The organism is Streptomyces sp. NPDC020917 (assembly GCF_044333795.1).
Classification (GTDB): domain Bacteria; phylum Actinomycetota; class Actinomycetes; order Streptomycetales; family Streptomycetaceae; genus Actinacidiphila.
Genome location: NZ_JBIRRR010000008.1, coordinates 298,298 through 325,076 on the forward strand (window position 1 = coordinate 298,298; position 26,779 = coordinate 325,076).

A 26,779-nucleotide genomic window follows, 5' to 3' on the forward strand; every position below is an offset into this window, starting at 1 on the left:
CCCGTGTCGGGGCCGTGGCGGCCCGTGCGGGCCGCGGCGGCGGTCAGAGCGAGGCCACGACCCGGTCGGCCAGGACGTACACGCTCTCGTCGCCGTAGGCGAAGGTGAGCGCGTACGCGCCGGCTATCGCGGATCCGCCGCGCAGCACCGGCACTTCGCCGCGGTCCAGTGCCTTGGACAGCTGCAGCGCGGTCTCCCGGTGGCCTGGGGTCATGCACAGCGTGGTGCCGTCGGCGAAGACGTACACGTCCAGGGTGCCGAGCGGTCCCGGGCGCACGTCGGCGAGCGGGATGCGCGCGTCGGCGAGGTCGGAGAGCCGCTCCGAGGTCTGGTCGCGGGAGGCGACGACCGGGGACGGCACGAAGTCCGGACCGGAGGGGTGCGGGATCATGCCCGGCGCCGGCAGGGTGACCTCGGTCGCCTCCGGCTCGGTCCCCGCGTCGGCCGCGGCCTCAGCGGCCGGCTCCAGGCCGGCGAAGTCCGCCTGGCGCGGCAGGTAGGGGAGGACCGGCGGGACCTCGTAGTCCGGGGTCTCGGAGGCGCCGGACGCGCTGCCCGCGTCCCCGGACACCCCGTACAGGCCGCCGCGGAAGAACCCGGTGTCGCCGGCCGCCTCGCGGGCCTCCTGCTCGGCCCAGAAGGCCCGTGCCTCGGCGAGTTCCCGCTCGCGCTCGTCGGCCAGGGCGCCGGCGACCGCGGCGCGGATGTCGACGTCGGCCTCGCGCGGGGCGGGCACGTGAAGAGCGGCGAGGTCACGGCGCAGGGCGGACAGCTCGCGGCGGACGCCACGGGCGGAGAGCAGGGCGGCGGAACCCGCGGCCACGGCGAGACCCGCGGCCACCAGCAGGACGGTGAAGTTGGCACTCACTGACGTACTCCCGACTGATGCGACCCGAGCAATGCCCACCACAGTGGCGGGCGAAACTTCCCCCACACATCACTTTGCCGGTAAACCCCTGGCCTTCGCAGTGCGGAACGTCATGAAAGCGGCATGAAAAGGACAGCTCCACCCCTGTGTGGTGCCACCTTGCCCGCCATCTGACCTGCGCAAACGGGGCGCCCCCGGGGAAAAATCAGATCCCGGGGGCGATTTCGTTGCGACTTATGTCACACCGCGTGCTCCTTGCATTCGTGCAATTACCCTGAGTGGAACTCCGCCCGAATTCCGTTCTCGTGCCTCGGGCGGCCCCTACCGTCCGCCGCGGCTCAGCTCAGCCGTGCGTGCTGGTGGTCGCGCTGAGTTTCGCCTTCGCTGCCGGCAGGTGCCGCCCTCGTGCCTCGGGCGGCCCCTACCGTCCGCTGCGGCTCAGCTCAGCCGCTCCAGGACCATTGCCATGCCCTGACCGCCGCCGACGCACATCGTCTCCAGGCCGAACTGCTTGTCGTGGAACTGGAGGCTGTTGATGAGGGTGCCGGTGATGCGGGCGCCGGTCATGCCGAAGGGGTGGCCGACCGCGATGGCGCCGCCGTTGACGTTCAGGCGGTCCAGGTCGATGCCGAGGTCGCGGTAGGACGGGATCACCTGGGCCGCGAAGGCCTCGTTGATCTCGACCAGGTCGATGTCGCCGATGGACATACCGGCCCGCCGCAGGGCCTGCTTCGACGCCTCGACCGGGCCGTAGCCCATGATCTCCGGGGAGAGCCCGGAGACGCCGGTGGACACCACGCGGGCCAGCGGCGTGATGCCCAGCTCGCGGGCCTTGGTGTCGGACATGACGACCAGGGCGGCGGCGCCGTCGTTGAGGGGGCAGCAGTTGCCCGCGGTGACCGTCCCGTCGGGGCGGAACACCGGCTTCAGGCCCGCCACGCCGTCCAGGGTGACGCCCGCGCGCGGCCCGTCGTCCTTCGCCACCACCGAGCCGTCCGGGAGCGTCACAGGGGTGATCTCGCGCTCCCAGAAGCCGTTGGCGAGCGCGGCCTCGGCCAGGTTCTGCGAGCGGACGCCGAACTCGTCCTGTTCCTGCCGGGTGATGCCCTTGAGCGCCGCCAGGTTCTCCGCGGTCTGGCCCATCGCGACGTAGGCGTCCGGTACCAGCCCGTCCTCGCGCGGGTCGTGCCACTCCCCGCCGCCCTGCTCGGCGCGCTTGAGGGTGCGCGCCTGGGCGTCGGCGAAGAGCGGGTTCATCGTGTCGGGCAGGCTGTCGGAGTTGCCCTTGGTGAAGCGGGAGACCATCTCGACGCCGGCCGAGATGAAGACGTCACCCTCACCCGCCTTGATCGCGTGCATGGCCATGCGCGTGGTCTGCAGCGACGAGGAGCAGTAGCGGGTGACGGTGCAGCCCGGCAGGTGGTCCATGCCCATCTGCACGGCCACGATCCGGCCCATGTTGAAGCCCTGCTCGCCGCCGGGCAGCCCGCAGCCCAGCATCAGGTCGTCGATGTCCCGCGGGTCCAGCTGCGGCACCTTGGCCAGCGCCGTCCCGATGATGGTGGCGGCCAGGTCGTCCGGGCGCAGCTCCTTGAGCGACCCCTTGAAGGCGCGTCCGATGGGTGAACGGGCGGCAGAGACGATGACGGCTTCGGGCATCGCGGCACTCCTCGGCGGCGCAGGGGGCGGACTCGGTTGCGGGCTCCCAGGGAAGTTACCCGCAGGTATCGCGGCGAGTCATCAGACCGCTGCTGTGATGCGGGCTACTTTCTGAGCGCTTGCTTACCCGATGCTACGCCGAGCGGGAGGACGCGCCGTCCCCCGTGCCGCCCGCCGCGTCGCCTGTCGTGCCGCCCGCCGCGGCGGAGGCGGCGCCGTCAGTGCCGTCTGTGCCCTCCTGCTGCGGCTGCTCCTCATCCTCAAGCGGACGGCGGCGGCGCCGCTTGAGCAGCGCCCAGCGTCCGCGCGGTCCCGTGCCGGCCTGGGCCGCCGTGACCTCGGTGCCGCCCTCGGACGCCGCCTCGACGGCCGCCTCGGCGACCGGCAGGAAGCCCTCGCCGCGCCGGGCGTCCGGCTGCTCGTCGGCCTCCGGCCACAGCCCCAGGCAGGCGCACAGGGTCGGCAGCAGTGCCATCGCGGCGGTGGCGTAGCCCTCGGCCGACGGGTGGTAGTTGTCCGGGCCGAACAGCTCCCGCGGCCGCGCCTCGAACTCCGGGCCCAGCAGGTCGCCGAGCGACACGGTGCGGCCGCCCAGGCCGACCACCGCGATGGTCTGCGCCGCCGCCAGCTGCCGGCTCGCCCGGCGGGCCAGCCAGCGCAGCGGCTGGTAGACCGGCTCGACGGAGCCCAGATCAGGGCAGGTGCCGACCACCACCTCCGTGCCGGCCGCGCGCAGCCGCCGCACCGCGTCCGACAGCAGCCGCACCGAGGTGGCCAGCGGCATCCGCCGGGTCACGTCGTTGGCGCCGATCATGATGACCGCCACGTCCGGCGGCGGCACCGAGGAGTCCAGCAGCAGCGACACCTGCCGGTCCAGGTCGTCGGACTTGGCGCCGGGCAGGGCCACGTTCACCAGCCGCACGGGCCGTTCCGCGACCGCGGCCAGGCCCGAGGCGAGCAGCGCCCCCGGGGTCTCCCGGGCCCGGCGCACGCCCTGCCCGGCGGCCGTGGAGTCGCCGAGGAAGCCCAGCCGCAGCGCGGGCTCGTCGGTGTGGTGCGCGAACGCCGAACCGTAGCGGCCGTCCGCCCGCGGCGGCACGTCCCCCGAGCCGCCGACCAGCCGCTTGGCCAGCCGGACCTCGGTCAGCAGCAGCCCGACGGCCGCGCCGCCGACCAGGCCGATCCCGCCACCGCCGTACGCAGCGGCGGTCGCGATCCGCCGTGCCACCCTCGCCCTCGACATCGAGCAGGCCACCTTCCTGTGCTTGGGCCCGTACACCGACGTGGTGCCCCACGCGGCTCCCGGACCAACGTCGCAGCCGTCACACCCACGTCAACGCCCACCGGGCCGCCGACGTTTCGTGCGGGGCGCGGACGGCACCAATAGGCTGGCCGCACCATCACGGAGAACCCGGAGACAACGGTGCAGTTTCACGACTCGATGATCAGCCTCGTCGGCAACACCCCGCTGGTGAGACTCCACAGCGTGACCGAGGGCATCCAGGCGACCGTCCTGGCCAAGGTCGAGTACTTCAACCCCGGCGGTTCGGTGAAGGACCGCATCGCGCTGCGCATGATCGAGGCCGCGGAACGCAGCGGCGAGCTCAAGCCCGGCGGCACCATCGTCGAGCCGACCTCGGGCAACACCGGCGTGGGCCTGGCGATGGTCGCCCAGACCAAGGGCTACCACTGCATCTTCGTCTGCCCCGACAAGGTGTCCATGGACAAGATCAACGTCCTGCGGGCGTACGGCGCCGAGGTCGTGGTCTGCCCGACCGCCGTCGACCCCGAGCACCCCGACTCGTACTACAACGTGTCCGACCGGCTGGTGCGCGAGACGCCCAACGCCTGGAAGCCCGACCAGTACAGCAACCCCAACAACCCGCTGTCGCACTACCACTCCACCGGCCCGGAGCTGTGGGAGCAGACCGACGGGCGGATCACCCACTTCGTGGCCGGCGTCGGCACCGGCGGCACCATCTCCGGTACCGGCCGCTACCTCAAGGACGTCAGCGAGGGCCGGGTGCAGGTGGTCGGCGCGGACCCCGAGGGCTCGGTGTACAGCGGCGGTTCCGGCCGTCCCTACCTGGTCGAGGGCGTCGGCGAGGACTTCTGGCCGACCGCCTACGACCGCGACGTCGCCGACGAGATCGTGGCGGTCTCCGACAAGGACTCCTTCCAGATGACCCGCCGGCTGGCCCGCGAGGAGGGCCTGCTGGTCGGCGGCTCCTGCGGCATGGCCGTGGTGGCCGCGCTCAAGGTCGCCGAGCGGCTCGGACCGGACGACGTGGTGGTCGTGCTGCTGCCGGACAGCGGCCGCGGGTACCTGTCGAAGATCTTCAGCGACGAGTGGATGAGCTCGCACGGCTTCCTCGACGAGGGCGAGGGCGAGGCGCGGGTCGCCGACGTGCTCGCCAACAAGCAGGGCACCATCCCCAACCTGGTCCACATGCACCCGGACGAGACGGTCGGGCAGGCGATCGAGGTGCTGCGCGAGTACGGCGTGTCGCAGATGCCGGTCGTCAAGCCCGGCGCCGGGCACCCGGACGTGATGGCCGCCGAGGTGGTCGGCTCGGTCGTCGAGCGCGAACTGCTGCACGCGCTGTTCGGCAAGAAGGCGACGCTGGAGGACCCGCTGGAGAAGCACATGTGCCCGCCGCTGCCGCAGGTCGGCTCCGGCGAGCCGGTCGGCGACCTGATGGGCGTCCTGGAGAACGCCGACGCGGCGATCGTGCTGGTCGAGGGCAAGCCCACCGGGGTGGTCAGCCGCCAGGACCTGCTGGCCTTCCTGGCCGGTCACGGCGCCGCCTGAGCCGGACCAGGGTTCGCGGAAGTGGTACACCCGCGACACGTCGACGCAGCACGGGCTTAACACGCCTCCGGCACATTGGGTGATGTCGCACCGGGCGGCCAACGGGAACCCACCGAACACCACGGGGGTCCCGCAGGAGCCGGCCGGCGCGGCACACCGACGGCACCAGGGCTTCCGGAGCGGCTCCCGGATCCATGGTGGCCAGGACGCGCACGGCCAGGCCCTGACCCGGCCCGCGTCCCGCGGGAACCGCCGTCGTCCCGCCCTCCGAGCTCGCCTCGGGGGTGCGGCGGTTCCCGCCTCACTTCTCCTCCCGGCGCCCTTCGCCGGGCGCGGTCGGGCGCCGGGCACGCAGCCTGGCGCCCGGCGCCTTCCACGAGGCCCGCGGGCCCCCGCGGCGGCTACGACCAGTCGTCCTTGTCCTGCTTGGAGCGCGGCCCGAAGATCGAGCCCATGCTCTGGGCGACGTTCACCCCGACGATGCCCGCCCAGCTGATGAACAGTCCGGTCGCGCCGGCGTTGGCCGCGCCGATGGCCGACAGCGGGATGGCCAGCACCAGGGTGATCCCGGCGAACCCGTAGCGTGCGAAGCGCGGGTTCGGCTCCGGCGGCCCGATGGGGCGGCGGTCGGCGCGGGCGAACGAGGTCTGCTGCTGGGCCAGTTCACGGCGCACCCGCTGCTCGACATGGCTGTCGACGCGCTGTGTCACCTTCTCCATGAAGGAGTCGACCAGCTCCGACTCGTACTCCGGTCCGAGATCCTTGCGCGCCTGCAAGGTGGCGGAGAGTTCCTTGGTGAGTTCCGGGTCGCGGGCGTCCATAGCCCTACCGTAGACAGGAGCGGGGGTGGGCGACACTGGGGTTAGCCCCCGATTTCCTCGGGGGTCTGCCGTCCTTGAGGAGGATCCGCGATGCCCCATGCGCCTGTGCTCACCGCGCTCTGCGCCGGCACGGACGGGCGGGACCGGAAGGACGCCGTCACGGTCGACGGGCGGTCCTGCGGGTACGAGGAGCTGCTGGGGGCGGCGGGCGCGGTCGCCCGCCGCGCCGCCGGGACCAAGGCGTTCGCCATCGAGGCGACCGCGTCGCTGGAGACGGTGGCCGCCGCGGTGGGCGCGCTGCTGGCCGGCGTCCCCCTGGTGCCGGTCCCGCCGGACGCGGGACCGCAGGAGCGGGAGCACATCCTGCACGACTCCGGCGCCGAGGTGGTGCCGGTGGACTTCCGCGAGCGCGCCGACTTCACCGGAACGCCGGCCGGGCAGGCCGCGATGGTGCTCTACACCTCCGGCACCACCGGCCCGCCCAAGGGCGTGGTGATCGGGCGGGACGCGATCGCGGCCGACCTCGACGGCCTGGCCGCGGCCTGGGAGTGGACGGCCGAGGACACCCTGGTGCACGGGCTGCCGCTGTTCCACGTGCACGGCCTGGTGCTGGGCGTCCTCGGCGCCCTGCGTGTCGGCAGTCGCGTGGTGCACACCGGACGGCCCACACCCGCGGCCTACGCGGCGGCCGGCGGCAGCCTGTACTTCGGCGTCCCCACGGTGTGGCACCGGGTGGTGCGCGACGAGCCCGCGGCGCGGGCGCTGTCCGCGGCACGGCTGCTGGTGTCGGGCAGCGCGGCGCTGCCCGCGCCGGTCTTCCACGACCTGAAGGCGCTCAGCGGCCACGAGCCGGTGGAGCGCTACGGCATGACGGAGTCGCTGATCACGCTCAGCGCGCGGGCGTCGGGTCCGCGGCAGCCCGGCGCCGTCGGCACCCCGCTGCCCGGGATCACCACCCGGATCGCCGAGTCCGCCGACGGCATCGGCGAACTCCAGCTGCAGGGGCCGACGCTGTTCGACGGCTACCTGGGCCGCCCGGACGCCACCGCGGCCGCCTACACCGCCGACGGCTGGTTCCGCACCGGCGACATCGCCTCGATCGACGAGGACGGCACGCACCGGATCGTCGGCCGGGCCTCCACGGACCTGATCAAGTCCGGCGGCTACCGGATCGGCGCGGGCGAGGTCGAGAACGCCCTGCTGGCCCACCCCGCGGTCCGCGAGGCGGCGGTGGTCGGCGTCCCGCACGACGACCTCGGGCAGGAGATCGTCGCCTATGTGGTGGCCGACGGCGTCGCCGAGCGGGAGCTGACCGACTTCGTGGCGGCCCTGCTGTCGGTGCACAAACGGCCCCGCAGGGTGCGGTTCCTCGCTGAGCTGCCGCGAAACGCGATGGGCAAGCCACAAAAGCGCTTGCTTCCACCCCTGTGAGCGGGATAGGCGTAGATGGCCCCGAAGTTGTCCCTTGCCGGTCGGCAAGTAGGCTCGTGGCGCAACAACCGAACCCCATTACCGGACGGCGACCGCCCGTCCGGGTCGCCGATACCCGGGAACCGCTCCAAAGGGTGGCGGTGATACGTCCTGCCATGGAGGCAGCACCGCATGTTCCACCGCATCGGACGCACCGTCGTCCGCCATCCCGTATGGACGATCGTGGCGTGGGTGATCGCCGCCGTCGCGATCGTCGCCACCGCCCCCAGCCTGCCGTCCAACAGTGACGAGAGCAGCTTCCTGCCCAGCAGCTACGAGTCGATCAAGGCGATGAACGTCCAGGAGAAGGCGTTCCCGCAGGCCTTCACCCCGGCCGCGATCGTGCTCTACCAGCGCACCGACGGCAAGCCGCTGACGACCGCCGACAAGGCGGACATCACGCGGATCACCACAGGGCTGGGCGACAAGAAGATCGACCAGGTCCAGAAGATCGTCGACGGCAGCGAGTCCAAGGACCACAAGTACAAGACCGCGCTGGTCCAGATGGACAAGAAGTCCGCGGGCCAGCCCAAGCAGGCCGACGCCGCCAAGGCGCTGCGCGACGACTCGACCGCACTCGCCAAGGGCACCGCGCTGAAGGTCCAGGTCGGCGGTCAGGCCGCGCAGGGCCTCGACCAGCAGGACGCCGGCAAGACCTCGGACGCCGTGGCGCTGTTCGGTTCGCTGCTGATCATCATCGTGACCCTGTCGATCATCTTCCGATCGCCGCTGGTGGCGATCATGCCCCTTGTGCTGCTGGTCGGCGTGGTCTTCACCGTCGCCAACGCGCTGATCGCCGACGCCACCAAGATCTTCGGACTCCAGGCGAACAGCTCGATCTCGGCACTGCTGATCGTGGTGGTGCTCGGCGTCGGCACCGACTACTTCCTGTTCCTGATGTTCCGTTACCGCGAACGCCTGCGCGCCGGTGACGAACCCAAGCAGGCGATGATCAACGCGGTCGCCCGGGTCGGCGAGGCCATCGCCTCGGCGGCCGGCGCGGTCATCATCGCCTTCTGCGCGCTGGCCCTGTCGACCCTGGGCTTCCTCACCCAGCTCGGCCCGGCCCTGGCGATCCTGGTCGCGGTGACCCTGCTGGCGGGCCTCACGCTGTTCCCGGCGATCTGCTCGCTGATCCCGCCGCGGGCGCTGTTCTGGCCCGGCAAGAAGTGGCGCGAGGAGCCGCGCGGCACCCGGTACGCGGCCGTCGGCCGGCTGATGGCCCGCAAGCCCGCGATGGTCGCGGTCGTCTCCGGCGCGGTCATGCTGGTGCTGGCCATCGGCACCTTCGGCTACAAGGCGTCCTACGACCTGGCCTCCGGCTCCATCCCCAAGACCAAGGAGTCGATGGTCGTCCAGGACACGCTCAGCACGGCGTACTCCGCGGGCGCGGCCGCACCGACCAACGTCTACGTCACCAGCAAGGACGGCAAGGCGCTCAGCGGCGACCTGACCGGGTTCGCAGCCAAGCTGCGCGGAGTGGACGGCGTGGCCGGCGTCACCTTCGACCAGGCCAAGGACGTCAACAAGGCCGGCACCACCGCCAACTACACGGTGACGCTGAAGTACGAGGCCGCCACCGACCAGGCGATCGCCGCGGTCGGCGACGTCCGCACCGTCGCCCACGAGAACGCGCCGCCCGGAACCGAGGCGCTCGTCGGCGGCACGTCCTCGATCTACAAGGACATCAACGCGGCGGTGAACCACGACTACCGCACGGTCTTCCCGGTCGCCGCGGTGCTCATCATGGTGATCCTCGGCCTGCTGCTGCGGAGCGTGGTCGCGCCGTGGTACCTCATCGCGTCCGTGGGCCTCGGCTTCGGCGCGACGCTCGGCACCACGGTGTGGATCTTCGGCCGCGGCGACGGCCTGATCTTCATGCTGCCGATCATCATGTACCTGTTCGTGGTGGCGATCGGCACGGACTACAACATCCTGATGATCGCCCGGCTCAGGGAAGAGGCCCAGGAGGGCCGGGAGCCCCGCGAGGCGGCCAGCGAGGCCCTCAAGCACGCGGGCCCGACGATCGGCGCGGCCGGCTTCATCCTCGCCGCGACCTTCGCGACGCTGATGCTGTCCGGCAACGACTTCCTGATGGAGATGGGCTTCACCGTCGCGTTCGGCATCGTGATCGCCGCGTTCGTGATGGCGATGTTCTTCACGCCGAGCCTCACCGCCCTGATCGGGCACGCGGCCTGGTGGCCGGGCCACGCGGACCGGGCCCAGAGCCTGCCGTCCGGCACGGGCCAGGACGGTCCGGGCGACGGCGGCGGTCCGCGCGACCCGCGTGACCTGGAGGAGTCCCGCCGGGGCTGATCCCCGGGGAGCGGTCCAGGAGTTGTCCACAGGGGCCGGGCAGGTGTCGGACACCTGCCCGGCCCCTTGGGCTACGCTGACCGGAACGTGAGCGGTTGCACAGAGTGACGGGCCGTCGAGTGAGGGTCCGTCACGGGCAGCTGCCGGTACTGCCGCCGCGGACTGCCGTGCGGGCCGGCCGGGGAGGCCGGCGTCCGGCGGGGTCCGGGGCTTTCCGGGGACGGGCACGAGGTACGGGGGCCGTGATGGGGGATGTGGGCGAGCGGGCGGCGAACGGGTCGCCCGGCCGGTCGGAGGACCGGGCCGCGGGGGACGCGGCGGGATCGGTGGATACGGAGCAGCCGGTGGCGGCGGCCGGACCGGCGCGGGGCGCCGGAGACGGCGAGGTGCTGCTGCCGGGGCCGCGCTGGCGGCGGGGGGTGCTGCTGGCGCCCGGGCTCGCGGTGCTGGGGTTCCTGCTGCTGATCGGCACGGCGGTGGAGGACGACCAGCACGGCAAGCACGCCGCGGCGCTGTGCCACCGGCTGGCGGTGCCCTGGACGCTCGTCGCGATGGCCTGGGCGTCGCTGCTGTGCGGGGCGGCGGCGGCCGTGGTGTGCGTGCTGTTCTTCCGTGCGGCGCGGCGCGCGGGGCAGCAGGGTGCGGAGTGCTGGCAGGGCACGCTGGCGGTCTGCATATGCGTGGCCGACGTGCTGGCGCTGATCTTCCAGGTGGTCGCGGTCTACGGCGTGCACGCCGAGTCCGGCGAGGCGTACTGGAACTGCGCGGGGGTGCGGGAGTTGACCGCGGTGCTGGGCGGCTGGTGAGGCCGCGCGGGCGGAGCTGGTGACGTGCCGAAGTGCCGAAGTGCCGGCGGGCTGACCGGCCGACGTGCCGATGTGCTGACGTGCCGACGGGCGCGGATGGGCGGGCGCGCGGGTGCGCCGGGGGTGCGCGGCGGCTCGTCCGGGGCGCCGCCGGGGTTGCCGGACTGCATATCCTCATGCAGAGTCAGGGGCGAGTGAATAACGGCCGGTGGTGACCGGGCGGACGAGGCCAGGGACGGACGACGATGGGCAGCGGGGACGGCGCCGCGCGCGGTGCGGACGGCGTGCACCGGACGGGCGGCGCGCAGGGCGCGGGCACAGCCGGTGCGGGAGACGCGGGCGCGGGGCACGCGTCGGCGCGGCTGCTGCGGCTGTTCGAGGCGCACCGGCTCACCCCGACGCAGCGGCGCATCGCGCACTGCCTGGTCCGCAAGGCCGACGAGGCGCCGTTCCTGTCCAGCGTGGAGGTCGCCGAACTCGCGGGCGTCAGTCAGCCGTCCGTGACCCGGTTCGCGGTCGCCCTCGGCTTCGACGGCTACCCGGCGCTGCGCCGGCATCTGCGGGAGGTCGCCCCGGCGGCCGCCGCACCGGACAGCGCCGCGCTCAACGAGTACCAGCAGGCGGTGCAGGCCGAGATCGAGAACCTCCAGCACCTGGCGACGCTGCTCGCCGACACCGGTCCGGTCGCCAGGGCGGGGGCGGTGCTCGCCGCCTCGCGGCCGCTGCCGGTGCTGGGGCTGCGGGCGGCCGGCGCCCAGGCCCGCGGCTTCGCGTACTTCGCGGCCAAGGTCCACCCGGACGTGCGGCTGCTGGACGAGGGCGGCACGATGCTCGCCGACCGGCTGGACGCCGCGGTGCGCGCCGGCGCGAGCGCGCTGCTGTGCTTCGCCCTGCCGCGGCATCCGCGGGAGACCGTCGACACGCTGGCGTACGCGAAGGAGGCCGGGCTGACCGTGGTCACCGTCGCCGACAGCGCGTTCGCGCCGGTCGCCGCGCACAGCGACCTGCTGCTGCCCGCGGCCGTCGGCACCGGGCTGGCCTTCGACACCGCGTGCGCGCCGATGCTGCTGGGCCGGGTCCTGCTGGAGTCGATGTGCGACGACCTGCCGGACGCGCAGGCGCGGCTGGAGGAGTTCGACGCGCACGCCGCCGCCCGCGGGGTGTTCGTCGACTGAGCGGGGGCAGCGCCACACCCCGCCGGACGCCGCGCGGGGCGGTTTCCTCATGGACCGGGCCGGTTTCCTCACGAGAATCTGAGAAACGCGACGTACTCTCCGCAGCACACATGACGGCTGACGAAGGAGGGAGCGCAGCGTGGTGCGCGGGGCCTACACATTGGCGCGGGTTGCGGTGACGGTGCGCGCGGCGGCGAGCTGGCTGTGGTGGCTGGGCGTGGTCGCGGCGGTGCCGGGCACGGCGGTGACGTTCAGTCCCATGGGCCGGCGGATCGGGGTGATGGCGGGCGCGGCCCTGTTCCTCGTGGCCGCGGTGGCGGCGTTCGCGATCCGCGGCGGGCGGTACGAGGTGCGGGCCCGCGCGGCGTCGCGGGCCGCGAAGTCGGTGTACCTCCAGGACCGCAGGGTGACCGTGCGCACGTGGCTGCGGCGGCGCCGGTGGTGGCTGGCGCTGGCGTTCGTGCTGGCCCTCGCGTCCAACGCGGGCCTGCCCTGCGCGGGCGGCATGCTGCTGGGCGGCATCGGCGCGGGCCTGTGGGCCAGGTCGCTGCGCCTGGGCGGGATGGAGCGCGCCAAGGACGCGCTGCTGTGGGTGCGGCCCGACGGCGACCCGGCCGCCTACCAGCTGACCGGGATCGCCGCGGGCGACGCCGCACCCGGAGGGGGCCGGCGCCGCCGCTGAGCGGCGGCCCGGCGCCCCGGCCGGTCGCTCAGAGCCCGCGGCGCAGCGGCGGCAGGCCGCCGCCGCTCTCCGCGATCAGCTCGGCCTCGGACTGCGCGGTCCGCACCGGCACGAACTCCACGGTGCCGTCCGTGCGGGCGGTGTAGCCGTGCACGGCGGGCCGGGGCAGCGAGTTGTAGGCGAAGTGGTTGGAGAAGTAGTACGCGCCGGTGTCCAGCAGGGCGACGTGGTCGCCGGCCTCCAGCAGCGGCAGCGGGCGCCCCTTGGCGACCAGGTCGCCGGCGAAGCAGCAGGGCCCGGCGACGTCCTGGACGACCGGCTCGCCGGCCTTCTCCCGGCCCTTGGCGTCCAGCGCCTGCACCCGGATCGGCCAGGCGTCCGGCACGAACACCGTGCGGGTGGCGACCTGCGCGCCCGCGTGCGTCACCGCGATCGCCCGCCCGCCCGCGGACTTGGCGTACTCGACCCGGGCCAGCACGGTGCCGTTCTTGGCCAGCAGCGACCGGCCGAACTCGGTGACCAGGCCGTAGCGCCCGTCGAACAGGCCGGGGACCTCGGCCCGCAGCAGGCCGGCGTAGTCGGCGTAGCTTGGGGTCGTCTCGTCGGAGTCGAAGTTGACGGGCAGGCCGCCGCCGATGTCCAGGACGGTCACCTGCTGCCGGCCGGCGGCGGCGTTGATCCGCTCGGCCAGCTCGTAGGCCGCCCTGACGCCCGCGGCCATCAGCTCCAGGGGAACACCCTGCGAGCCGGTGTGGGTGTGCAGCCGGTTGAGCCACGGGCGTTCGGCGTAGGCGCGCAGCACCCATTCCTCGGCGCCCGGGTCGCGCAGCGCCACACCGAACTTGGAGGTGGACGTCGCGGTGCTCATCGCGCCGATGCTGCCCGCGCCGATCTGCGGGTTGACCCGCAGCCCGACGGGCGAGGCGGAGCCGCTCTCCTGGCGCAGGGCGTCGATACGGGCCAGCTCCTGCGGGTTGTCGGCGTTGACGGCGATGCCGAGGGCGAGGGCCTCGCGCAGTTCGGCGACGGTCTTGGCGGGGGAGTCCAGCACCGTGCGCGCGGCCGGGATGCCGGCCGCGCGGGCCAGCGCCAGCTCGCCGGGGCTGGCGACCTCGGCGCCCAGGCCGCACTCGCCGAGCAGCGCGAGCACCGGGACCAGGGACGCGGCCTTGACGGCGAAGGTGTGCGTGATCTCGACGCCGGGCGTGGCGAAAGCGGCGTGCAGGGCCGTCGCCGACTGTTCGATGCCGGTGATGTCCAGCAGGCCCACCACCGGCTCCTGCTCGCCGACCAGCCCGTGCTCCACCGCCGCACGCAGGGCGTGCCCTCGCCGTATCCCCAGCTCATCCGTCATGACAGCCATCCCATCACCTCGTCTCGCGGCGCCGCCACCCGGTCCACTGGGCGGACCTTGTTGACTAGAGCTATTCAGCCAATCAGGATGTGAATGGACGACATCACGACGAGGAGGCCGGACCGATGACGGGACCGAGGCCGGTGCGCGCACCGCGCGGCACGGAGCTGAGCGCTCAGGGATGGCAGCAGGAAGCCGCGCTGCGGATGCTGCAGAACAACCTCGACCCGGAGGTGGCCGAGCACCCCGACAAGCTGGTGGTCTACGGCGGGACCGGCAAGGCCGCCCGGGACTGGAACTCCTTCGACGCGATGGTGCGCACCCTGCGCGGCCTGAAGCAGGACGAGACGATGCTCGTCCAGTCCGGCCGGCCGGTGGGCGTGATGCAGACCCACGAGTGGGCGCCGCGCGTGCTCATCGCCAACTCCAACCTGGTCGGCGACTGGGCGACCTGGGAGGAGTTCCGCCGCCTGGAGGCGCTCGGCCTGACCATGTACGGGCAGATGACCGCCGGCTCGTGGATCTACATCGGCACCCAGGGCATCCTGCAGGGCACCTACGAGACCTTCGCCGCCGTCGCCGAGAAGAAGTTCGGCGGCAGCCTCGCCGGGACGATCACGCTCACCGCCGGCCTCGGCGGCATGGGCGGCGCGCAGCCGCTCGCCGTCACCATGAACGGCGGCGTGGTGCTGTGCATCGACTGCGACCCGCGGGCCATCACCCGCCGCATCGAGCACCGCTACCTCGACGTGCGGGCCGACTCCCTGGAGCACGCCCTGCGGCTGGCCACACAGGCCCGCGACGAGCGCCGGCCGCTGTCGATCGGCGTGCTGGGCAACGCCGCCGAACTCGTCCCGCAACTGCTCGCCATGGGCGCCCCGATCGACATCGTCACCGACCAGACCTCCGCCCACGACCCGCTGGCGTACCTGCCGCTGGGCGTCGACTTCGCCGACATGGCCGCGCTGGCGGCGGACAAGCCCGCCGAGTTCACCCAGCGGGCGCGGGAGTCCATGGCCCGGCACGTGGAGGCCATGGTCGGCTTCCAGGACGCCGGCGCCGAGGTCTTCGACTACGGCAACTCCATCCGCGGAGAGGCCCAACTCGCGGGTTACGAGCGAGCGTTCGCCTTCCCCGGCTTCGTCCCCGCCTACATCAGGCCGCTGTTCTGCGAGGGCAAGGGCCCATTCCGCTGGGCGGCGCTGTCCGGCGACCCCGCCGACATCGCGGCCACCGACCGCGCGATCCTCGACCTGTTCCCGGAGAACGACTCGCTGGCCCGCTGGATCCGGATGGCCGGCGAGCGGGTCCACTTCCAGGGCCTGCCGGCCCGGATCTGCTGGCTGGGCTACGGCGAGCGGGACCGAGCGGGCGAGCGGTTCAACGAGATGGTCGCCGACGGCACCCTCAAGGCCCCGATCGTGATCGGCCGCGACCACCTGGACTGCGGCTCGGTGGCCTCCCCGTACCGGGAGACCGAGGCGATGCTGGACGGCTCGGACGCCATCGCGGACTGGCCGCTGCTCAACGCGATGGTCAACGTGGCCTCCGGCGCCTCGTGGGTGTCGATCCACCACGGCGGCGGCGTCGGCATCGGCCGCTCGATCCACGCCGGGCAGGTCACCGTCGCCGACGGCACCGTGCTGGCCGGCGAGAAGATCCGCCGCGTGCTGACCAACGACCCCGGCATGGGCGTCATCCGCCACGTCGACGCCGGCTACGACCGCGCCGACGAGGTCGCCGCCGACCGCGGGGTGCGCGTCCCCATGCGGGAGGGCGGCGACCGGTGACCGGCGGCGCACCCGGCACGACCGCCCCCGGCACCACCGGCGGCGGCAGCGGCTTCCACGGCATGTGGCGCGACCTGCTCCCGATCGGCCGGCACCCGGGGTCCGGCGGCTACCGCCGCTACGCCTGGACCGCGGCCGACACGGACTGCCGGGCCTGGTTCCGGCAGGAGGCCACCGCCCGCGGCCTGGCCTACGAGGTCGACCGGAACGGCAACCAGTGGGCCTGGCTCGGCGATCCGTCCCAGGGCGGCGCCGTCGTCACCGGCTCCCATCTGGACTCGGTGCCCGACGGCGGCGCGTTCGACGGGCCGCTCGGCGTGGTCGCCGCGTTCGCCGCCCTCGACGAGCTGCGGGCCCGCGGCGCCCGGCCGGCCGCGCCGCTGGCGGTGGTGAACTTCGGCGACGAGGAGGGCGCCCGCTTCGGACTCGCCTGCGTCGGCTCCCGCCTGACCGCGGGCCAGCTCACCCCGCGCCAGGCGCACGAGCTGCGCGACGCCGACGGGGTGAGCCTGCCGCAGGCCATGGAGGCGGCCGGCCACGACCCGGACGCCATCGGCCCCGACCCCGAACGCCTCGCCCGCATCGGCGCGTTCGTCGAGCTGCACATCGAGCAGGGCCGCGCCCTCGACCTCGGCGGCAACCCGGTCGGCGTGGCGTCGGCGATCTGGCCGCACGGCCGCTGGCGGTTCGACTTCCACGGCCAGGCCAACCACGCCGGCACCACCCGGCTCGAGGACCGCCGCGACCCGATGCTCACCTACGCCACCACCGTGCTCACGGCCCGCAAGAAGGCCCGGCTGGCCGGCGCGCTGGCCACCTTCGGCAAGGTGGCCGTCGAACCCAACGGCGTCAACGCCATCCCGTCCCTGGTCAGGGGCTGGCTGGACTCGCGGGCCGCCGACGAGGACACCCTGGCCGCCGTGGTCGCCGCGATCGAGCAGGCGGCGCACGAACGCGGCGCCCGCGACGGGGTGGACGTGCGGGTCACCCGGGAGTCCTTCACCCCGGTGGTGGAGTTCGCCCACCAGCTGCGCGACACGCTCGCCGGCCTGGTCAGCCCGGACGCCCCGGCACCCGTTCTGCCCACCGGCGCGGGACACGACGCCGGAATCCTCTCGGCCGCGGTGCCGACCGCCATGCTGTTCGTACGGAACCCCACGGGCGTCTCGCACTCCCCGGCGGAATCGGCGGCCGAGGACGACTGCACGGCCGGGGTGACGGCACTGGCCGACGTACTGGAGGGTCTCGCGTGCAGGTGACGTATTGGCTGGAACACGCCTGGCTCGGCAGCCGGGTGGAACCGGGCGTCGCGCTGACCGCGACCGACGGCCGGATCACCGAGCTGCGCACCGAGGCGCCCGCGCCGCCGCCGGGGGCCACCGTGCTGCGCGGGCTGACCCTGCCCGGCCTGGCCAACGCCCACAGCCACGCCTTCCACCGCGCCCTGCGCGGCACCGTGCAGGTCGGCACCGGCACCTTCTGGACCTGGCGCGACATCATGTACTCGGTCGCCTTCCACCTCACCCCCGACTCGTACTTCGCGCTGGCCCGCGCGGTGTACGGCGAGATGGCGCTGGCCGGGATCACCTGCGTCGGCGAGTTCCACTACCTGCACCACCAGCCGGGCGGCGTCCCCTACTCCGACCCCAACGCGATGGGGCAGGCGCTGATCGCGGCCGCCGCCGAGGCCGGCATCCGGATCACCCTGCTGGACACCGCCTACCTGCACGGCGGCCTGTCCCGCGGCGGCTACCGCCCGCTGGAGGGGACGCAGGCCCGGTTCGGCGACGGCACGGCCGAGCGCTGGCACGCGCGCTGGTCGCAGCTCGAGGGCGGAGAGCACGCCAGGATCGGCGCGGCCCTGCACTCGGTGCGGGCGTTCTCCGACCGCGACGGCTACAAGGCGTTCGCCGAGTGGACCCGCGACGTGCCCACCCACATCCACCTGTCCGAGCAGCCGGCCGAGAACGAGGCGTGCGTCGCCGCCCACGGCCGCACCCCCGCCCGCCTGCTCGCCGACTCCGGCTTCTGGGGCCCGCTCACCACCGCCGTGCACGCCACCCACCTCACCGGCGAGGACATCTCCCTGCTCGGCCGGGCCGGCAGCACCGTGTGCATGTGCCCCACCACCGAGCGGGACCTGGCGGACGGCATCGGCCCGGCGCCCCAACTGCGGCGCGCAGGAAGCCCGTTGAGCCTGGGTAGCGACAGCCACGCGGTGATCGACCTGCTGGAGGAGGCGCGGGCGCTGGAACTCGACGAGCGGCTGCGCAGCCGCACCCGCGGCCACTGGACCGCCGCCCAGCTGCTGCGCGCCGCCACCGAGGACGGCCACGCCTGCCTCGGCTGGCCGGACGCCGGCCGGCTGGAGGCGGGTGCCCTCGCCGACTTCACCACGGTCGCGCTGGACTCGGTGCGCACCGCGGGACCGCCGCCCCGGCTCGGCGCCGAGACCGCGGTGTTCGCCGCGACCGCGGCCGACGTGCGGCACACCGTAGTCGGTGGCCGGCACGTCGTCCGCGACGGGCAGCACCAGCTGATCGACGACGTGCCGGCGGCGCTGGCCGCCGCGATCACCACCGCCACCCACGGCGCGACCACCGGCTGACCCGAGGAAACGGAGAACGACGGCCATGACGGCCAGCACGCTCATCACCCACATCGGCAGCCTGGTCACCAACGATCCGTCGCTCCCCGGCGCCGACCCCGCCTCCGGCCCGCTGGGACTGCTCCGCGACGCCGCGGTGGTCGTCCAGGGTGACCGCGTCGCCTGGGCCGGCCCGGCCGCCGGCGCACCCGCCACGGACAACGCGGTCGACGTGGGCGGCCGCGCGCTGCTGCCGGGGTTCGTCGACTCCCACTCCCACCTGGTGTTCGCCGGCGACCGCACCGCCGAGTTCGCCGCCCGGATGTCCGGCCGCCCCTACAGCGCCGGCGGGATCCGCACCACCGTCGCCGCGACCCGCGCCGCGTCCGACGACGAGCTGTCGGCGGCTGTCGGCCGTTATGTGGCCGAGGCGCTGCGGCAGGGCACCACCACCGTCGAGACCAAGTCCGGCTACGGCCTCACCACCCACGACGAGGCCCGCGCCCTGCGGATCGCCCGCGAGCACACCCCGGAGACCACGTATCTGGGCGCGCACATCGTCGCCCCGGAGTTCGCCGGCGACCCGGCCGGGTATGTCGCGCTGGTCACCGGAGAGATGCTCGACGCCTGCGCCCCGCACGCCCGCTGGGTCGACGTCTTCTGCGAGCAGGGGGCCTTCGACGGCGACCAGGCCCGTGCGGTCCTCCAGGCCGGCCTGGCCCGCGGCCTGACCCCCCGGGTGCACGCCAACCAGCTCACCCACGGCCCCGGCGTGCAGCTCGCGGTGGAACTCGGCGCCGCCTCGGCCGACCACTGCACCCACCTGACGGACGCCGACGTCGACGCGCTGGCCGGCAGCGGCGGCGCCACCGTGGCGACCCTGCTGCCCGGCGCGGAGTTCTCCACCCGGGCGGTCTACCCGGACGCGCGCCGGCTGCTCGACGCGGGCGTCACCGTCGCGCTGTCCACCGACTGCAACCCCGGCTCGTCCTTCACCAGCTCGATGCCGTTCTGCATCGCCGTCGCGGTCCGCGACATGGGGATGACGCCCGACGAGGCGGTGCACGCCGCGACGTACGGCGGCGCCCGCGCGCTGCGGCGCGACGACGTCGGCACCATCACCGCCGGTGCGCGGGCCGATCTGCAGCTGCTGGACGCGCCCAGCCACGTCCACCTCGCCTACCGCCCGGGGGTGCCGCTGACGAGCGCGGTCTGGCGCGGCGGGAAGCTGGCCTACCGGCGCTGAGCGCGCCCCACCGGGCGCGGTTCCCCGGCGCTCACCGGGCGGGGGCGCACGCACACCAGGGCACACACACCACGGCGCACGCACATCAGGGCGCACACACACCACCGCCCGGCGGTATCACCGCCGGGCGGACAACGTCCCGGATGCCGAGCGGCCGGGTCTCACTCCTCGACCAGCAGCCCGCGGCGCAGCCGCAGCAGCGTGCGGCTCAGCAGCCGGGAGACGTGCATCTGCGAGATGCCCAGCTCCTCGCCGATCTCGGACTGCGTCAGGTTGCCGACGAACCGCAGGCTCAGGATGGTCCGGTCGCGCTGCGGCAGCTGCGCGATCAGGGGCTTGAGGGACTCGACGAACTCCACGCCCTCCAGGTCGTGGTCCTCGTAGCCGATCCGGTCGGCCAGCGCGCCCTCCGGGTCGTCCTCGGCGGGCTGGGCGTCCAGCGAGCTGGCCGTGTAGGCGTTGCTGGCGGACATGCCCTCGATGACCTCGTGCTCGGGCAGGCCGAGGCGGTCGGCCAGCTCCGCGACGGTCGGGGTGCGGTCCAGCTGCTGCGCCAGCTCGTCACCGGCCTTGGCCAGGTCGAGCCGCAGCTCCTGCAGCCGCCGCGGGACCCGCACCGACCAGCTGGTGTCGCGGAAGAAGCGCTTGATCTCGCCGACGATCGTCGGCATCGCGAAGGTCGGGAACTCCACCTCGCGGCTCAGCTCGAACCGGTCGATCGCCTTGATCAACCCGATCGTGCCGACCTGGATGATGTCCTCCATCGGCTCGCTGCGGGTGCGGAACCGCGACGCGGCGAACTTCACCAGCGCCAGGTTCAGCTCGACCAGCGTGTTGCGCACGTAGGAGTACTCGTGCGTGCCCTCGTCGAGCCCCTGCAGCCGGGCGAAGAGCGTCTTGGACAGGGCCCGTGCGTCCACCGGGCCGATCTCGTCGTACGGCGGGATCTCCGGCAGGCCGTCGGGTACCGCCTGCGCGTCCCTCTCCGTCCCGCTCTCCGCGCTCTCGGCGCTTCCTGCGATCGCCGTGACCGCGGTGTTCTCGGTGTTGTCAGCGTTGTCGGTGTTGTCGGTGTTATCGCGGACGGGCGCTGCCCCTTGCTGTTCCTGCTCGTGATCCAGGCCGAGCCGGGGTGTCATGTGCTCATCCCTCTCTTGCGGCGGGCGGATGGCTGTGCCGTGGCCGTGGGCCTCCTTAGCCGTATTCCACCCCTACCGCTTTTCCCTCTGATGGCGCAAGTTCAGGACCCGAAAGAGGCCGACTACCGTCGGGTGCGGCGAACGCGTAGGGTCAAAGCGCTTCACCGGGATCACGAAGGAGCGCACATGGACCGCGAGGCCGTCGGAACGGCCGACCTCGGCAGGCTGCATGTCGAGGTGGGGCATCACGGCAGGTCGGCGGTCCTCACCCCGTCGGGTGAGCTGGACCACCACACCGCTGAACTGCTGTCGGGCCCGCTGGCCGAAGCCATGGACGCCGGGGTCTCCCGGCTCGTGGTGGACTGCGCGAACCTGGTGTTCTGCGACTCCACGGGTCTCAACGTGCTGCTCGGCGCCCGGCTGCGGGCGGAGCAGATGGGCGGCGGAGTGCACCTCGCCGCGATGCAGCCGACGGTGGCCAGGGTGTTCGAGATCACTGGCGCGGAAGCCGTCTTCACCGTGCACGACACGCTTGACCAGGCACTTCAGGAGTAGGCCGGGGTGCGGGTGGGGGCGCTGCGCGCAGCTGAGGTGACCCGCGGGGCACGGGCTTTTGTCTCCCCGCGGACGTGTTCCCGGAGATCGACCGGGCAGGAGACAGACGGACCCACGCCGGACATCCGTGAGGTGAGGCTGAGATGAGCACCACCCGGCCCTACGCCGCGGACGACCGCGGTCCGGACACGGGCGACTCCGGTGCGGGTCCCGGGGTGGACGGGCACGCGGTGGCGCACGACCAGCAGCAGGTGCTGAGTCTGGCGCTCACCGGTGAGAGCGGCATCGTGCCGCGGGCCCGCGACTTCACCCGCCAGGCCCTGCACGAGTGGGGCTGGCTGCCCGCGTCCACCGCCGACCGCAGGGCCGCCGCCGAGGACGTGCTGCTGGTCGTCTCCGAGCTGGTGACCAACGCCTGCCTGCACGCCGGCGGCCCCGAGGAGCTGCGGCTGTGGCGCCACCCGAAGGCGCTGCGCATGGAGGTCGTGGACGGCGGCACCGGCGATCCGGCGCCCCGCACCCCGCACCGCTCCGGCCGTCCCGGCGGCCACGGCATGTTCATCGTCCAGCGGCTGTGCCTGGACTGGGGCGTGGTGCGCAACGGCGACCGCCCCGGCAAGACCGTCTGGGCGGAGCTCGCCGCACCGTCCTGAGCGAGCCCGGCACCTCCCCGTCGGCGGATGCCCCGCCGGCGCTCTCATGCCCGCGCCGGTCCCGCAGCACCAGCCGGTCCTGGACCACCACCTGGTCCGGCAGCGCCGGCTAGTCCCGCAGCACCCGCACCAGCGCGTCCAGCGCGGCCGGATAGCCGCCCTCGCCCGGCGTGCCGTACCCGATGATCAGGCCCTGCGGCCGGTCCGGCGCGGATTCCGCGGTGCCGTCCAGGGCGGCGTCCTGCGGCCCGTCCTGGACGCCGCCCCCGGCCGGTGTGTGCCAGTGGTCACCGAGCGTGCCCAGCGCCAGCCCGGCCCGCGCGGCCCGCCGCCGCACCTCGGCCTCGTCCGGGCCCCGCGGATCGAGCCGTACCAGCGCGTGCAGCCCCGCGGCGATCCCGCTCGGCGCGTACCGGCCGGCCAGCCGGGACACCAGCAGGTCGCGGCGCCTGCGGTAGCGCAGCCGGACGGCGCGCACATGCCGGTCGTAGCCGTGGTCCCCGATCAGCTCGGCCAGGGCCAGCTGCCCGATCGCCCCGGTGTGGAAGTCGCCGTACAGCTTCGCCTCGGCGACCGGTCCGACCAGCCGCGGCGGCAGCACCATCCAGCCGAGCCGCAGCGCGGGACCCAGCGTCTTGGAGGCGGTGCCGAGGTAGACCACGTGGTCGGGCGCCATGCCCTGCAGCGCGCCGACCGGCTGGCGGTCGTAGCGGAACTCCCCGTCGTAGTCGTCCTCGATCACCAGCCCGCCCCCGCTGCGGGCCCAGGCGGCCAGCGCGTGCCGCCGGGACGGGTGCAGGGTCACGCCGGTCGGGTACTGGTGCGCCGGGGTGACCACGACCGCGCCGGCGTCCACCGCGCCGCCCAGCAGGCCGGTGCGGGCGCCGCGGCCGTCGGTGGGCAAAGCCACCACCTGCCCGCCGTTCCTGCGCACCACCTCGCGGTGGAACGGCAGCCCGGGGTCCTCCATCGCCACCACCCGGGCCGCGACGGCCACCAGCAGCGCGAGCCCCTGGACGTAGCCGGAGGTCACCACGATCCGCTCGGGGTCGGCGACCACCCCGCGGGCCCGGCCGAGGTACCCGGCGAGCGCGGTACGCAGCTGGAGGGTGCCGCGCGGGTCGCCGTAGTCGAACGTGGCGGAGGGCGCGGCGGCCAGCGCCCGCCGGGTGGCGCGCAGCCAGGCCGCGGCCGGGAACGAGGTGACGTCGGGGCTGCCGGGCCGCAGGTCGTGGCGCGGCGGCGGCTGAGCGCCGGACGCCGGCGGCCGCGCCGGGGACGGGGCGCCCGGGCGCTCGGCGACGACCGTGCCCGAGCCCTGCCGCGCCGTGAGGTAGCCCTCGGCGATCAGCTGGTCGTAGGCGGCCTTCACCGTGCCGCGGGACAGGCCGAGCTGCTCGGCGAGCCGCCGGGTGGACGGCAGCCGGGCGGCCGGGGCGAGCCGCCCGCCCTGGACGGCGTCCCGCAGCGCCCGCTCCAGCGCGGCCCGGCGGCCGCCGGAGCCCGGCGCCGCCGCCAGGTCCAGATGCAGGTCGACGCCCGGCGACGCGGGCCCGGAAGCCTCGGGCCCGGAATCCGTGGGCCCGGAATCCGCGGACCCGGACGACGCAGCCCCGGACGACGCGGGCAGCGGACCGGACGGGTCGGAAGTGGGCCAGGAATCAGCCATGGAACTGGACCTTATCGTGGGTCCACTCGCGCCGTAGCGTCGAGGCCATGAGCACACAGAGCATCGAGAACGCCGCCGCTTCCCCGTCCACGATCGTCGTCCCGCCCGTCCGCCTCGCCGTCGACACCCTCGCGCCGCACATCAACCGGGCCATGAACGCCCTCGACGCCGCCTCGCGCGAGGTGGGGCTCGAAGGCTCGCTGCTGGAGCTGGTCCGGGCGCGCGCCTCGCAGCTCAACGGCTGCGCGTACTGCGTGGACACCCACTCCAAGGACGCCCGGGAGGCGGGGGAGAGCGAGCGGCGGCTGTACGCGCTGCCGGTGTGGCGCGAGACGCCCTTCTTCACCGCGCGGGAGCGGGCCGCCCTGGAGCTGACCGAGGCGGCCACCCGCCTGACCGACGGGCACGTCGGCGACGAGGTGTTCGCCCGCGCCGCCGCCCAGTTCGACGAGACCGAGCTGGCCGAGCTGATCTGGACGATCACCGTCATCAACGCCTGGAACCGGCTGGGCGCCGTCGCCCGCCCCTGGCCGCTGGGCTGAGCCGTGCCGGGCCGGTGCCGGACGGGGACGGCGAACGCGCGCGGACGGCGAACGGGCGGGCACCGGAATTCCGGTGCCCGCCCGCGGCGGTCTGCGGCAGGTCCGCGGACGGCCCGCGCCGGCGGTCAGCGCACGTTGCCCATCAGGGACGTGACGCGCCCGCGGAACATCCACACGGCGTAGCCGGCGATGCAGGCCAGCGCCGCCTCCAGCGCCACCGTGCCGCTGCCGTTGAGGTTCACGCCCGCCAGGGACAGCAGGCTGGTGGTGCAGTCGCCCGCGGTGACCGCGAGGAACCACACGCCCATCATCTGGCTGCCGTACTTGGCCGGCGCCATCTTGGTCGTCACCGACAGGCCCACCGGCGACAGGCACAGCTCGCCGACGGTCTGGACCAGGTAGACGCCGACCAGCCACATCGGGCTGACCTTGGTGTCGCCGGTGGCGAGCGCCATCGGCACCACGAAGACGAAGAAGGACACGCCGATCAGGACCAGGCCCAGGGCGAACTTCACCGTGGTGCTCGGCTCCTGGTTGCGCCGGGCCAGCCACATCCAGCCCCACGCGATGACCGGGGCCAGCGCCATGATCCACAGCGGGTTCACCGACTGGTACCAGGACGACGGGAAGCCGATGCCGAACAGCTCGCCGGACGCCTTGGTGTCGCCGAAGATCGACATCGTCGATCCGCCCTGGTCGTAGATCATCCAGAACACGGCGGCGGCCACGAAGAACCAGATGTAGCCGGTCATCTTCGACTGGTCGGACTGCGACAGCTCCCGGTCCCGCTTGATCCGCACCAGCACCGCGACCGGGATGACCAGGCCGACGACGGTGATCGGCACCAGCGCCCAGTTCAGCGTGTACGTGCCGGTCAGCACGACCACCGAGTAGAACGCGGTGGCGGCGATCAGCCAGCCCAGGCCCTTGCGCAGCACCGACGTGCGCTCGGCGCGGCTCAGCGGCTTCGGGACGACGCTGCTGCGCGGGTTCAGGTGCCGGGTGCCGATCAGGAACTGCAGCAGGCCCAGAGCCATGCCGGCCGCGGCCAGCGCGAAGCCCAGGTGCCAGCTGTAGTTCTGGCCGACCGTGCCGATCACCAGCGGCGCGGCGAAGGCACCGATGTTGATGCCCATGTAGAAGACGGTGAAGCCGCCGTCGCGGCGCGGGTCGTCGGGGCCGTCGTAGAGGTGGCCGACCATCGTGGAGATGTTGGCCTTCAGCAGGCCCGAGCCGAGCGCGACCAGCGCCAGGCCGGCGAAGAACGGGCCCTCGCCGGGCAGCGCCAGGGTGAGGTGGCCGGCCATGATGATCCCCGCCGAGACGGCCACCGTCTTGCGCGGCCCCCACACGCGGTCGCCGAACCAGCCGCCGGGCATGGCGAGCAGGTAGACCATCGCCATGTAGATGGAGTAGATGGCCGTCGCGGTCGCCGCGTTCATGGCCAGGCCGCCGGCCTGGGAGCCCTTGCCCGCGGCAGGGCCGCCCGCGATGAGGTAGAGCGGCAGCAGCGCGCGCATACCGTAGAAGCTGAAGCGCTCCCACATCTCGGTCATGAAGAGGGTGGCCAGACCGCGGGGGTGGCCGAAGAAGGTGCGGCCGGAGGGCGCGCCGGTGGCGTGCTCGCGGGCGTCCTTCGTCGTCAGGCTGGTCGCCATGTGCTGAGTCCTCGTGGGGAAGGCCCCGCGGAAACGGGACCGGGATGCCGCGGCACCGGGCGGCACGGCGTCGTCGCCAGGCCGGGCTCCGCGGCAGGACTGCTCCGTTTCCGGACGGCTGCATGACTATCCATGAACGGGCGTTTAATACTGTATGACACCCAGATGTGTGGTATGGGCGATTATGCGACGTGCGTCACGTTGTGTGACCAAGCTCACGAGGAGCAGGGTCCGGGCCGAGGTCCACGGCTCTCGGCACCTCCCGGTCGCGGCTGCTCCGTGCGGACTACCATCAAGCCCATGACCCGCGTACTTCTGGCCGAGGACGACGCATCCATCTCGGAGCCGCTCGCACGCGCACTACGCCGTGAGGGCTACGAGGTCGAGGTGCGCGAGGACGGACCCACCGCACTGGAGACCGCGCTGCTGGGCGCCGTCGACCTGGTGGTGCTCGATCTGGGCCTGCCCGGCATGGACGGCCTCGACGTCTGCCGGCGCATCCGCACCGAGGGCCACTCCTTCCCGGTCCTGGTGCTCACCGCCCGCGCCGACGAGGTCGACACGGTCGTCGGGCTGGACGCCGGCGCCGACGACTACGTCACCAAGCCGTTCCGCCTCGCCGAACTGCTCGCCCGGGTCCGGGCCCTGCTGCGGCGCGGCACCACCGAGCCGTCCCAGCCCTCCACCCACGGCGTGCGGATCGACGTGGAGTCGCACCGCGCCTGGATGGGCGACGACGAACTGCAGCTCACCGCCAAGGAGTTCGACCTGCTGCGGGTCCTGGTGCGGGACGCCGGCCGGGTGGTCACCCGCGAGCAGCTGATGCGCGAGGTGTGGGACACCACCTGGTGGTCGTCCACCAAGACCCTCGACATGCACATCTCCTGGCTGCGCAAGAAGCTCGGCGACGACGCGGGCAACCCCCGCTTCATCTCCACCGTCCGCGGTGTGGGCTTCCGCTTCGAGAAGAACTGATC

At 73.5% G+C, this 26,779-nt stretch carries 22 protein-coding genes; 14 read left to right on the plus strand and 8 right to left on the minus strand.

Annotation, left to right across the window (positions count from 1 at the left end; all coding sequences use genetic code 11):
* Window positions 1–43: 43 nt before the first annotated feature.
* The 3 genes from ACH4TG_RS20125 to ACH4TG_RS20135 form a co-directional block, all read right to left on the minus strand.
* Window positions 44–868 carry a hypothetical protein gene (locus ACH4TG_RS20125; protein ID WP_398243712.1) on the minus strand — a complete coding sequence of 275 codons (825 nt, stop codon included), beginning with the start codon at window positions 866–868 and terminating at the stop codon, window positions 44–46.
* A 438-nt stretch (window positions 869–1,306) separates the two neighbouring features.
* Window positions 1,307–2,527: an acetyl-CoA C-acetyltransferase gene (locus ACH4TG_RS20130; RefSeq protein WP_398243713.1), complete on the minus strand. Its 1,221-nt coding sequence runs from the start codon at window positions 2,525–2,527 to the stop codon at window positions 1,307–1,309.
* A 133-nt stretch (window positions 2,528–2,660) separates the two neighbouring features.
* A complete protein-coding gene (locus ACH4TG_RS20135) occupies window positions 2,661–3,770 on the minus strand; it encodes an SGNH/GDSL hydrolase family protein (protein WP_398243715.1) in 1,110 nt (369 codons plus the stop codon).
* A gap of 180 nt (window positions 3,771–3,950) precedes the next feature.
* Here ACH4TG_RS20135 and ACH4TG_RS20140 point away from each other — a divergent pair, with 180 nt between their 5' ends.
* Window positions 3,951–5,339, plus strand: a complete 1,389-nt coding sequence (locus ACH4TG_RS20140) for a cystathionine beta-synthase (protein ID WP_398243716.1) — start codon at window positions 3,951–3,953, stop codon at window positions 5,337–5,339.
* 401 nt (window positions 5,340–5,740) lie between these two features.
* Here the strand turns inward: ACH4TG_RS20140 and ACH4TG_RS20145 are convergent, their stop codons facing one another.
* A complete protein-coding gene (locus tag ACH4TG_RS20145; RefSeq protein ID WP_398243717.1) occupies window positions 5,741–6,160 on the minus strand; it encodes a hypothetical protein in 420 nt (139 codons plus the stop codon).
* 90 nt (window positions 6,161–6,250) lie between these two features.
* Here ACH4TG_RS20145 and ACH4TG_RS20150 point away from each other — a divergent pair, with 90 nt between their 5' ends.
* The 5 genes from ACH4TG_RS20150 (at window position 6,251) to ACH4TG_RS20170 (ending at window position 12,609) form a co-directional block, all read left to right on the plus strand.
* Window positions 6,251–7,591 carry an AMP-binding protein gene (locus tag ACH4TG_RS20150; protein WP_398243718.1) on the plus strand — a complete coding sequence of 447 codons (1,341 nt, stop codon included), beginning with the start codon at window positions 6,251–6,253 and terminating at the stop codon, window positions 7,589–7,591.
* Window positions 7,592–7,762: 171 nt separating this feature from the next.
* The gene (locus tag ACH4TG_RS20155) at window positions 7,763–9,946 is read left to right on the plus strand and encodes an MMPL family transporter (RefSeq protein ID WP_398243719.1); all 2,184 of its coding nucleotides are present in this window, start codon (window positions 7,763–7,765) and stop codon (window positions 9,944–9,946) included.
* 242 nt (window positions 9,947–10,188) lie between these two features.
* Complete coding sequence (locus ACH4TG_RS20160) at window positions 10,189–10,752, plus strand: hypothetical protein (RefSeq protein ID WP_398243720.1); 564 nt, start codon at window positions 10,189–10,191, stop codon at window positions 10,750–10,752.
* Between the two features lie 245 nt (window positions 10,753–10,997).
* Window positions 10,998–11,927, plus strand: a complete 930-nt coding sequence (locus tag ACH4TG_RS20165) for a MurR/RpiR family transcriptional regulator (protein WP_398243721.1) — start codon at window positions 10,998–11,000, stop codon at window positions 11,925–11,927.
* Window positions 11,928–12,066: 139 nt separating this feature from the next.
* Window positions 12,067–12,609, plus strand: coding sequence for a hypothetical protein (locus tag ACH4TG_RS20170; protein WP_398243722.1), 543 nt, complete (start codon window positions 12,067–12,069; stop codon window positions 12,607–12,609).
* Window positions 12,610–12,637: 28 nt separating this feature from the next.
* Here ACH4TG_RS20170 and ACH4TG_RS20175 read toward each other — a convergent pair whose 3' ends face one another.
* Window positions 12,638–13,963, minus strand: a complete 1,326-nt coding sequence (locus ACH4TG_RS20175) for a diaminopimelate decarboxylase (RefSeq protein ID WP_398243724.1) — start codon at window positions 13,961–13,963, stop codon at window positions 12,638–12,640.
* A 125-nt stretch (window positions 13,964–14,088) separates the two neighbouring features.
* On the opposite strand from ACH4TG_RS20175, the gene hutU reads away from it, so the two are divergent.
* The 4 genes from hutU to hutI all read left to right on the plus strand — a co-directional run bounded on the left by hutU (window position 14,089) and on the right by hutI (window position 19,586).
* Complete coding sequence (gene hutU / locus ACH4TG_RS20180) at window positions 14,089–15,753, plus strand: urocanate hydratase (RefSeq protein ID WP_398243725.1); 1,665 nt, start codon at window positions 14,089–14,091, stop codon at window positions 15,751–15,753.
* A 62-nt stretch (window positions 15,754–15,815) separates the two neighbouring features.
* Window positions 15,816–17,012 (plus strand): allantoate amidohydrolase, encoded by a 1,197-nt coding sequence (locus ACH4TG_RS20185; RefSeq protein ID WP_398243793.1) that lies wholly within the window; start codon window positions 15,816–15,818, stop codon window positions 17,010–17,012.
* Complete coding sequence (locus ACH4TG_RS20190) at window positions 17,003–18,361, plus strand: formimidoylglutamate deiminase (protein WP_398243726.1); 1,359 nt, start codon at window positions 17,003–17,005, stop codon at window positions 18,359–18,361. The genes ACH4TG_RS20185 and ACH4TG_RS20190 overlap by 10 nt, the downstream gene beginning before the upstream one ends.
* A gap of 25 nt (window positions 18,362–18,386) precedes the next feature.
* Entirely contained in the window at window positions 18,387–19,586 is a 1,200-nt protein-coding gene (gene hutI / locus ACH4TG_RS20195; protein ID WP_398243727.1) for an imidazolonepropionase, read from the plus strand.
* Between the two features lie 161 nt (window positions 19,587–19,747).
* Here hutI and ACH4TG_RS20200 read toward each other — a convergent pair whose 3' ends face one another.
* Window positions 19,748–20,725 (minus strand): RNA polymerase sigma factor SigF, encoded by a 978-nt coding sequence (locus ACH4TG_RS20200; protein WP_398243728.1) that lies wholly within the window; start codon window positions 20,723–20,725, stop codon window positions 19,748–19,750.
* Between the two features lie 186 nt (window positions 20,726–20,911).
* On the opposite strand from ACH4TG_RS20200, the gene ACH4TG_RS20205 reads away from it, so the two are divergent.
* A complete protein-coding gene (locus ACH4TG_RS20205) occupies window positions 20,912–21,280 on the plus strand; it encodes an STAS domain-containing protein (protein ID WP_398243729.1) in 369 nt (122 codons plus the stop codon).
* Window positions 21,281–21,423: 143 nt separating this feature from the next.
* A complete protein-coding gene (locus ACH4TG_RS20210; RefSeq protein ID WP_398243731.1) occupies window positions 21,424–21,933 on the plus strand; it encodes an ATP-binding protein in 510 nt (169 codons plus the stop codon).
* A gap of 109 nt (window positions 21,934–22,042) precedes the next feature.
* Here ACH4TG_RS20210 and ACH4TG_RS20215 read toward each other — a convergent pair whose 3' ends face one another.
* Window positions 22,043–23,602, minus strand: coding sequence for a PLP-dependent aminotransferase family protein (locus tag ACH4TG_RS20215; protein WP_398243732.1), 1,560 nt, complete (start codon window positions 23,600–23,602; stop codon window positions 22,043–22,045).
* A gap of 47 nt (window positions 23,603–23,649) precedes the next feature.
* On the opposite strand from ACH4TG_RS20215, the gene ACH4TG_RS20220 reads away from it, so the two are divergent.
* A complete protein-coding gene (locus ACH4TG_RS20220) occupies window positions 23,650–24,144 on the plus strand; it encodes a carboxymuconolactone decarboxylase family protein (RefSeq protein ID WP_398243733.1) in 495 nt (164 codons plus the stop codon).
* A 125-nt stretch (window positions 24,145–24,269) separates the two neighbouring features.
* Here the strand turns inward: ACH4TG_RS20220 and ACH4TG_RS20225 are convergent, their stop codons facing one another.
* Window positions 24,270–25,802, minus strand: a complete 1,533-nt coding sequence (locus tag ACH4TG_RS20225) for a peptide MFS transporter (RefSeq protein ID WP_398243734.1) — start codon at window positions 25,800–25,802, stop codon at window positions 24,270–24,272.
* 300 nt (window positions 25,803–26,102) lie between these two features.
* Here ACH4TG_RS20225 and ACH4TG_RS20230 point away from each other — a divergent pair, with 300 nt between their 5' ends.
* Complete coding sequence (locus ACH4TG_RS20230; protein ID WP_398243735.1) at window positions 26,103–26,777, plus strand: response regulator transcription factor; 675 nt, start codon at window positions 26,103–26,105, stop codon at window positions 26,775–26,777.
* Window positions 26,778–26,779 lie beyond the last annotated feature (2 nt).

Bases quoted from the DNA above. Each gene is read 5' to 3' on its own strand.
- ACH4TG_RS20230 (WP_398243735.1), top strand. From the start codon at position 26,103: ATGACCCGCGTACTTCTGGCCGAGGACGACGCATCCATCTCGGAGCCG.
- ACH4TG_RS20175 (WP_398243724.1), bottom strand. From the start codon at position 13,963: ATGACGGATGAGCTGGGGATACGGCGAGGGCACGCCCTGCGTGCGGCG.
- ACH4TG_RS20185 (WP_398243793.1), top strand. From the start codon at position 15,816: ATGTGGCGCGACCTGCTCCCGATCGGCCGGCACCCGGGGTCCGGCGGC.
- ACH4TG_RS20150 (WP_398243718.1), top strand. From the start codon at position 6,251: ATGCCCCATGCGCCTGTGCTCACCGCGCTCTGCGCCGGCACGGACGGG.
- ACH4TG_RS20145 (WP_398243717.1), bottom strand. From the start codon at position 6,160: ATGGACGCCCGCGACCCGGAACTCACCAAGGAACTCTCCGCCACCTTG.
- ACH4TG_RS20130 (WP_398243713.1), bottom strand. From the start codon at position 2,527: ATGCCCGAAGCCGTCATCGTCTCTGCCGCCCGTTCACCCATCGGACGC.
- ACH4TG_RS20220 (WP_398243733.1), top strand. From the start codon at position 23,650: ATGAGCACACAGAGCATCGAGAACGCCGCCGCTTCCCCGTCCACGATC.
- ACH4TG_RS20135 (WP_398243715.1), bottom strand. From the start codon at position 3,770: ATGTCGAGGGCGAGGGTGGCACGGCGGATCGCGACCGCCGCTGCGTAC.
- ACH4TG_RS20155 (WP_398243719.1), top strand. From the start codon at position 7,763: ATGTTCCACCGCATCGGACGCACCGTCGTCCGCCATCCCGTATGGACG.
- ACH4TG_RS20215 (WP_398243732.1), bottom strand. From the start codon at position 23,602: ATGGCTGATTCCTGGCCCACTTCCGACCCGTCCGGTCCGCTGCCCGCG.
- hutI (WP_398243727.1), top strand. From the start codon at position 18,387: ATGACGGCCAGCACGCTCATCACCCACATCGGCAGCCTGGTCACCAAC.
- ACH4TG_RS20200 (WP_398243728.1), bottom strand. From the start codon at position 20,725: ATGACACCCCGGCTCGGCCTGGATCACGAGCAGGAACAGCAAGGGGCA.
- ACH4TG_RS20210 (WP_398243731.1), top strand. From the start codon at position 21,424: ATGAGCACCACCCGGCCCTACGCCGCGGACGACCGCGGTCCGGACACG.
- hutU (WP_398243725.1), top strand. From the start codon at position 14,089: ATGACGGGACCGAGGCCGGTGCGCGCACCGCGCGGCACGGAGCTGAGC.
- ACH4TG_RS20225 (WP_398243734.1), bottom strand. From the start codon at position 25,802: ATGGCGACCAGCCTGACGACGAAGGACGCCCGCGAGCACGCCACCGGC.
- ACH4TG_RS20165 (WP_398243721.1), top strand. From the start codon at position 10,998: ATGGGCAGCGGGGACGGCGCCGCGCGCGGTGCGGACGGCGTGCACCGG.
- ACH4TG_RS20205 (WP_398243729.1), top strand. From the start codon at position 20,912: ATGGACCGCGAGGCCGTCGGAACGGCCGACCTCGGCAGGCTGCATGTC.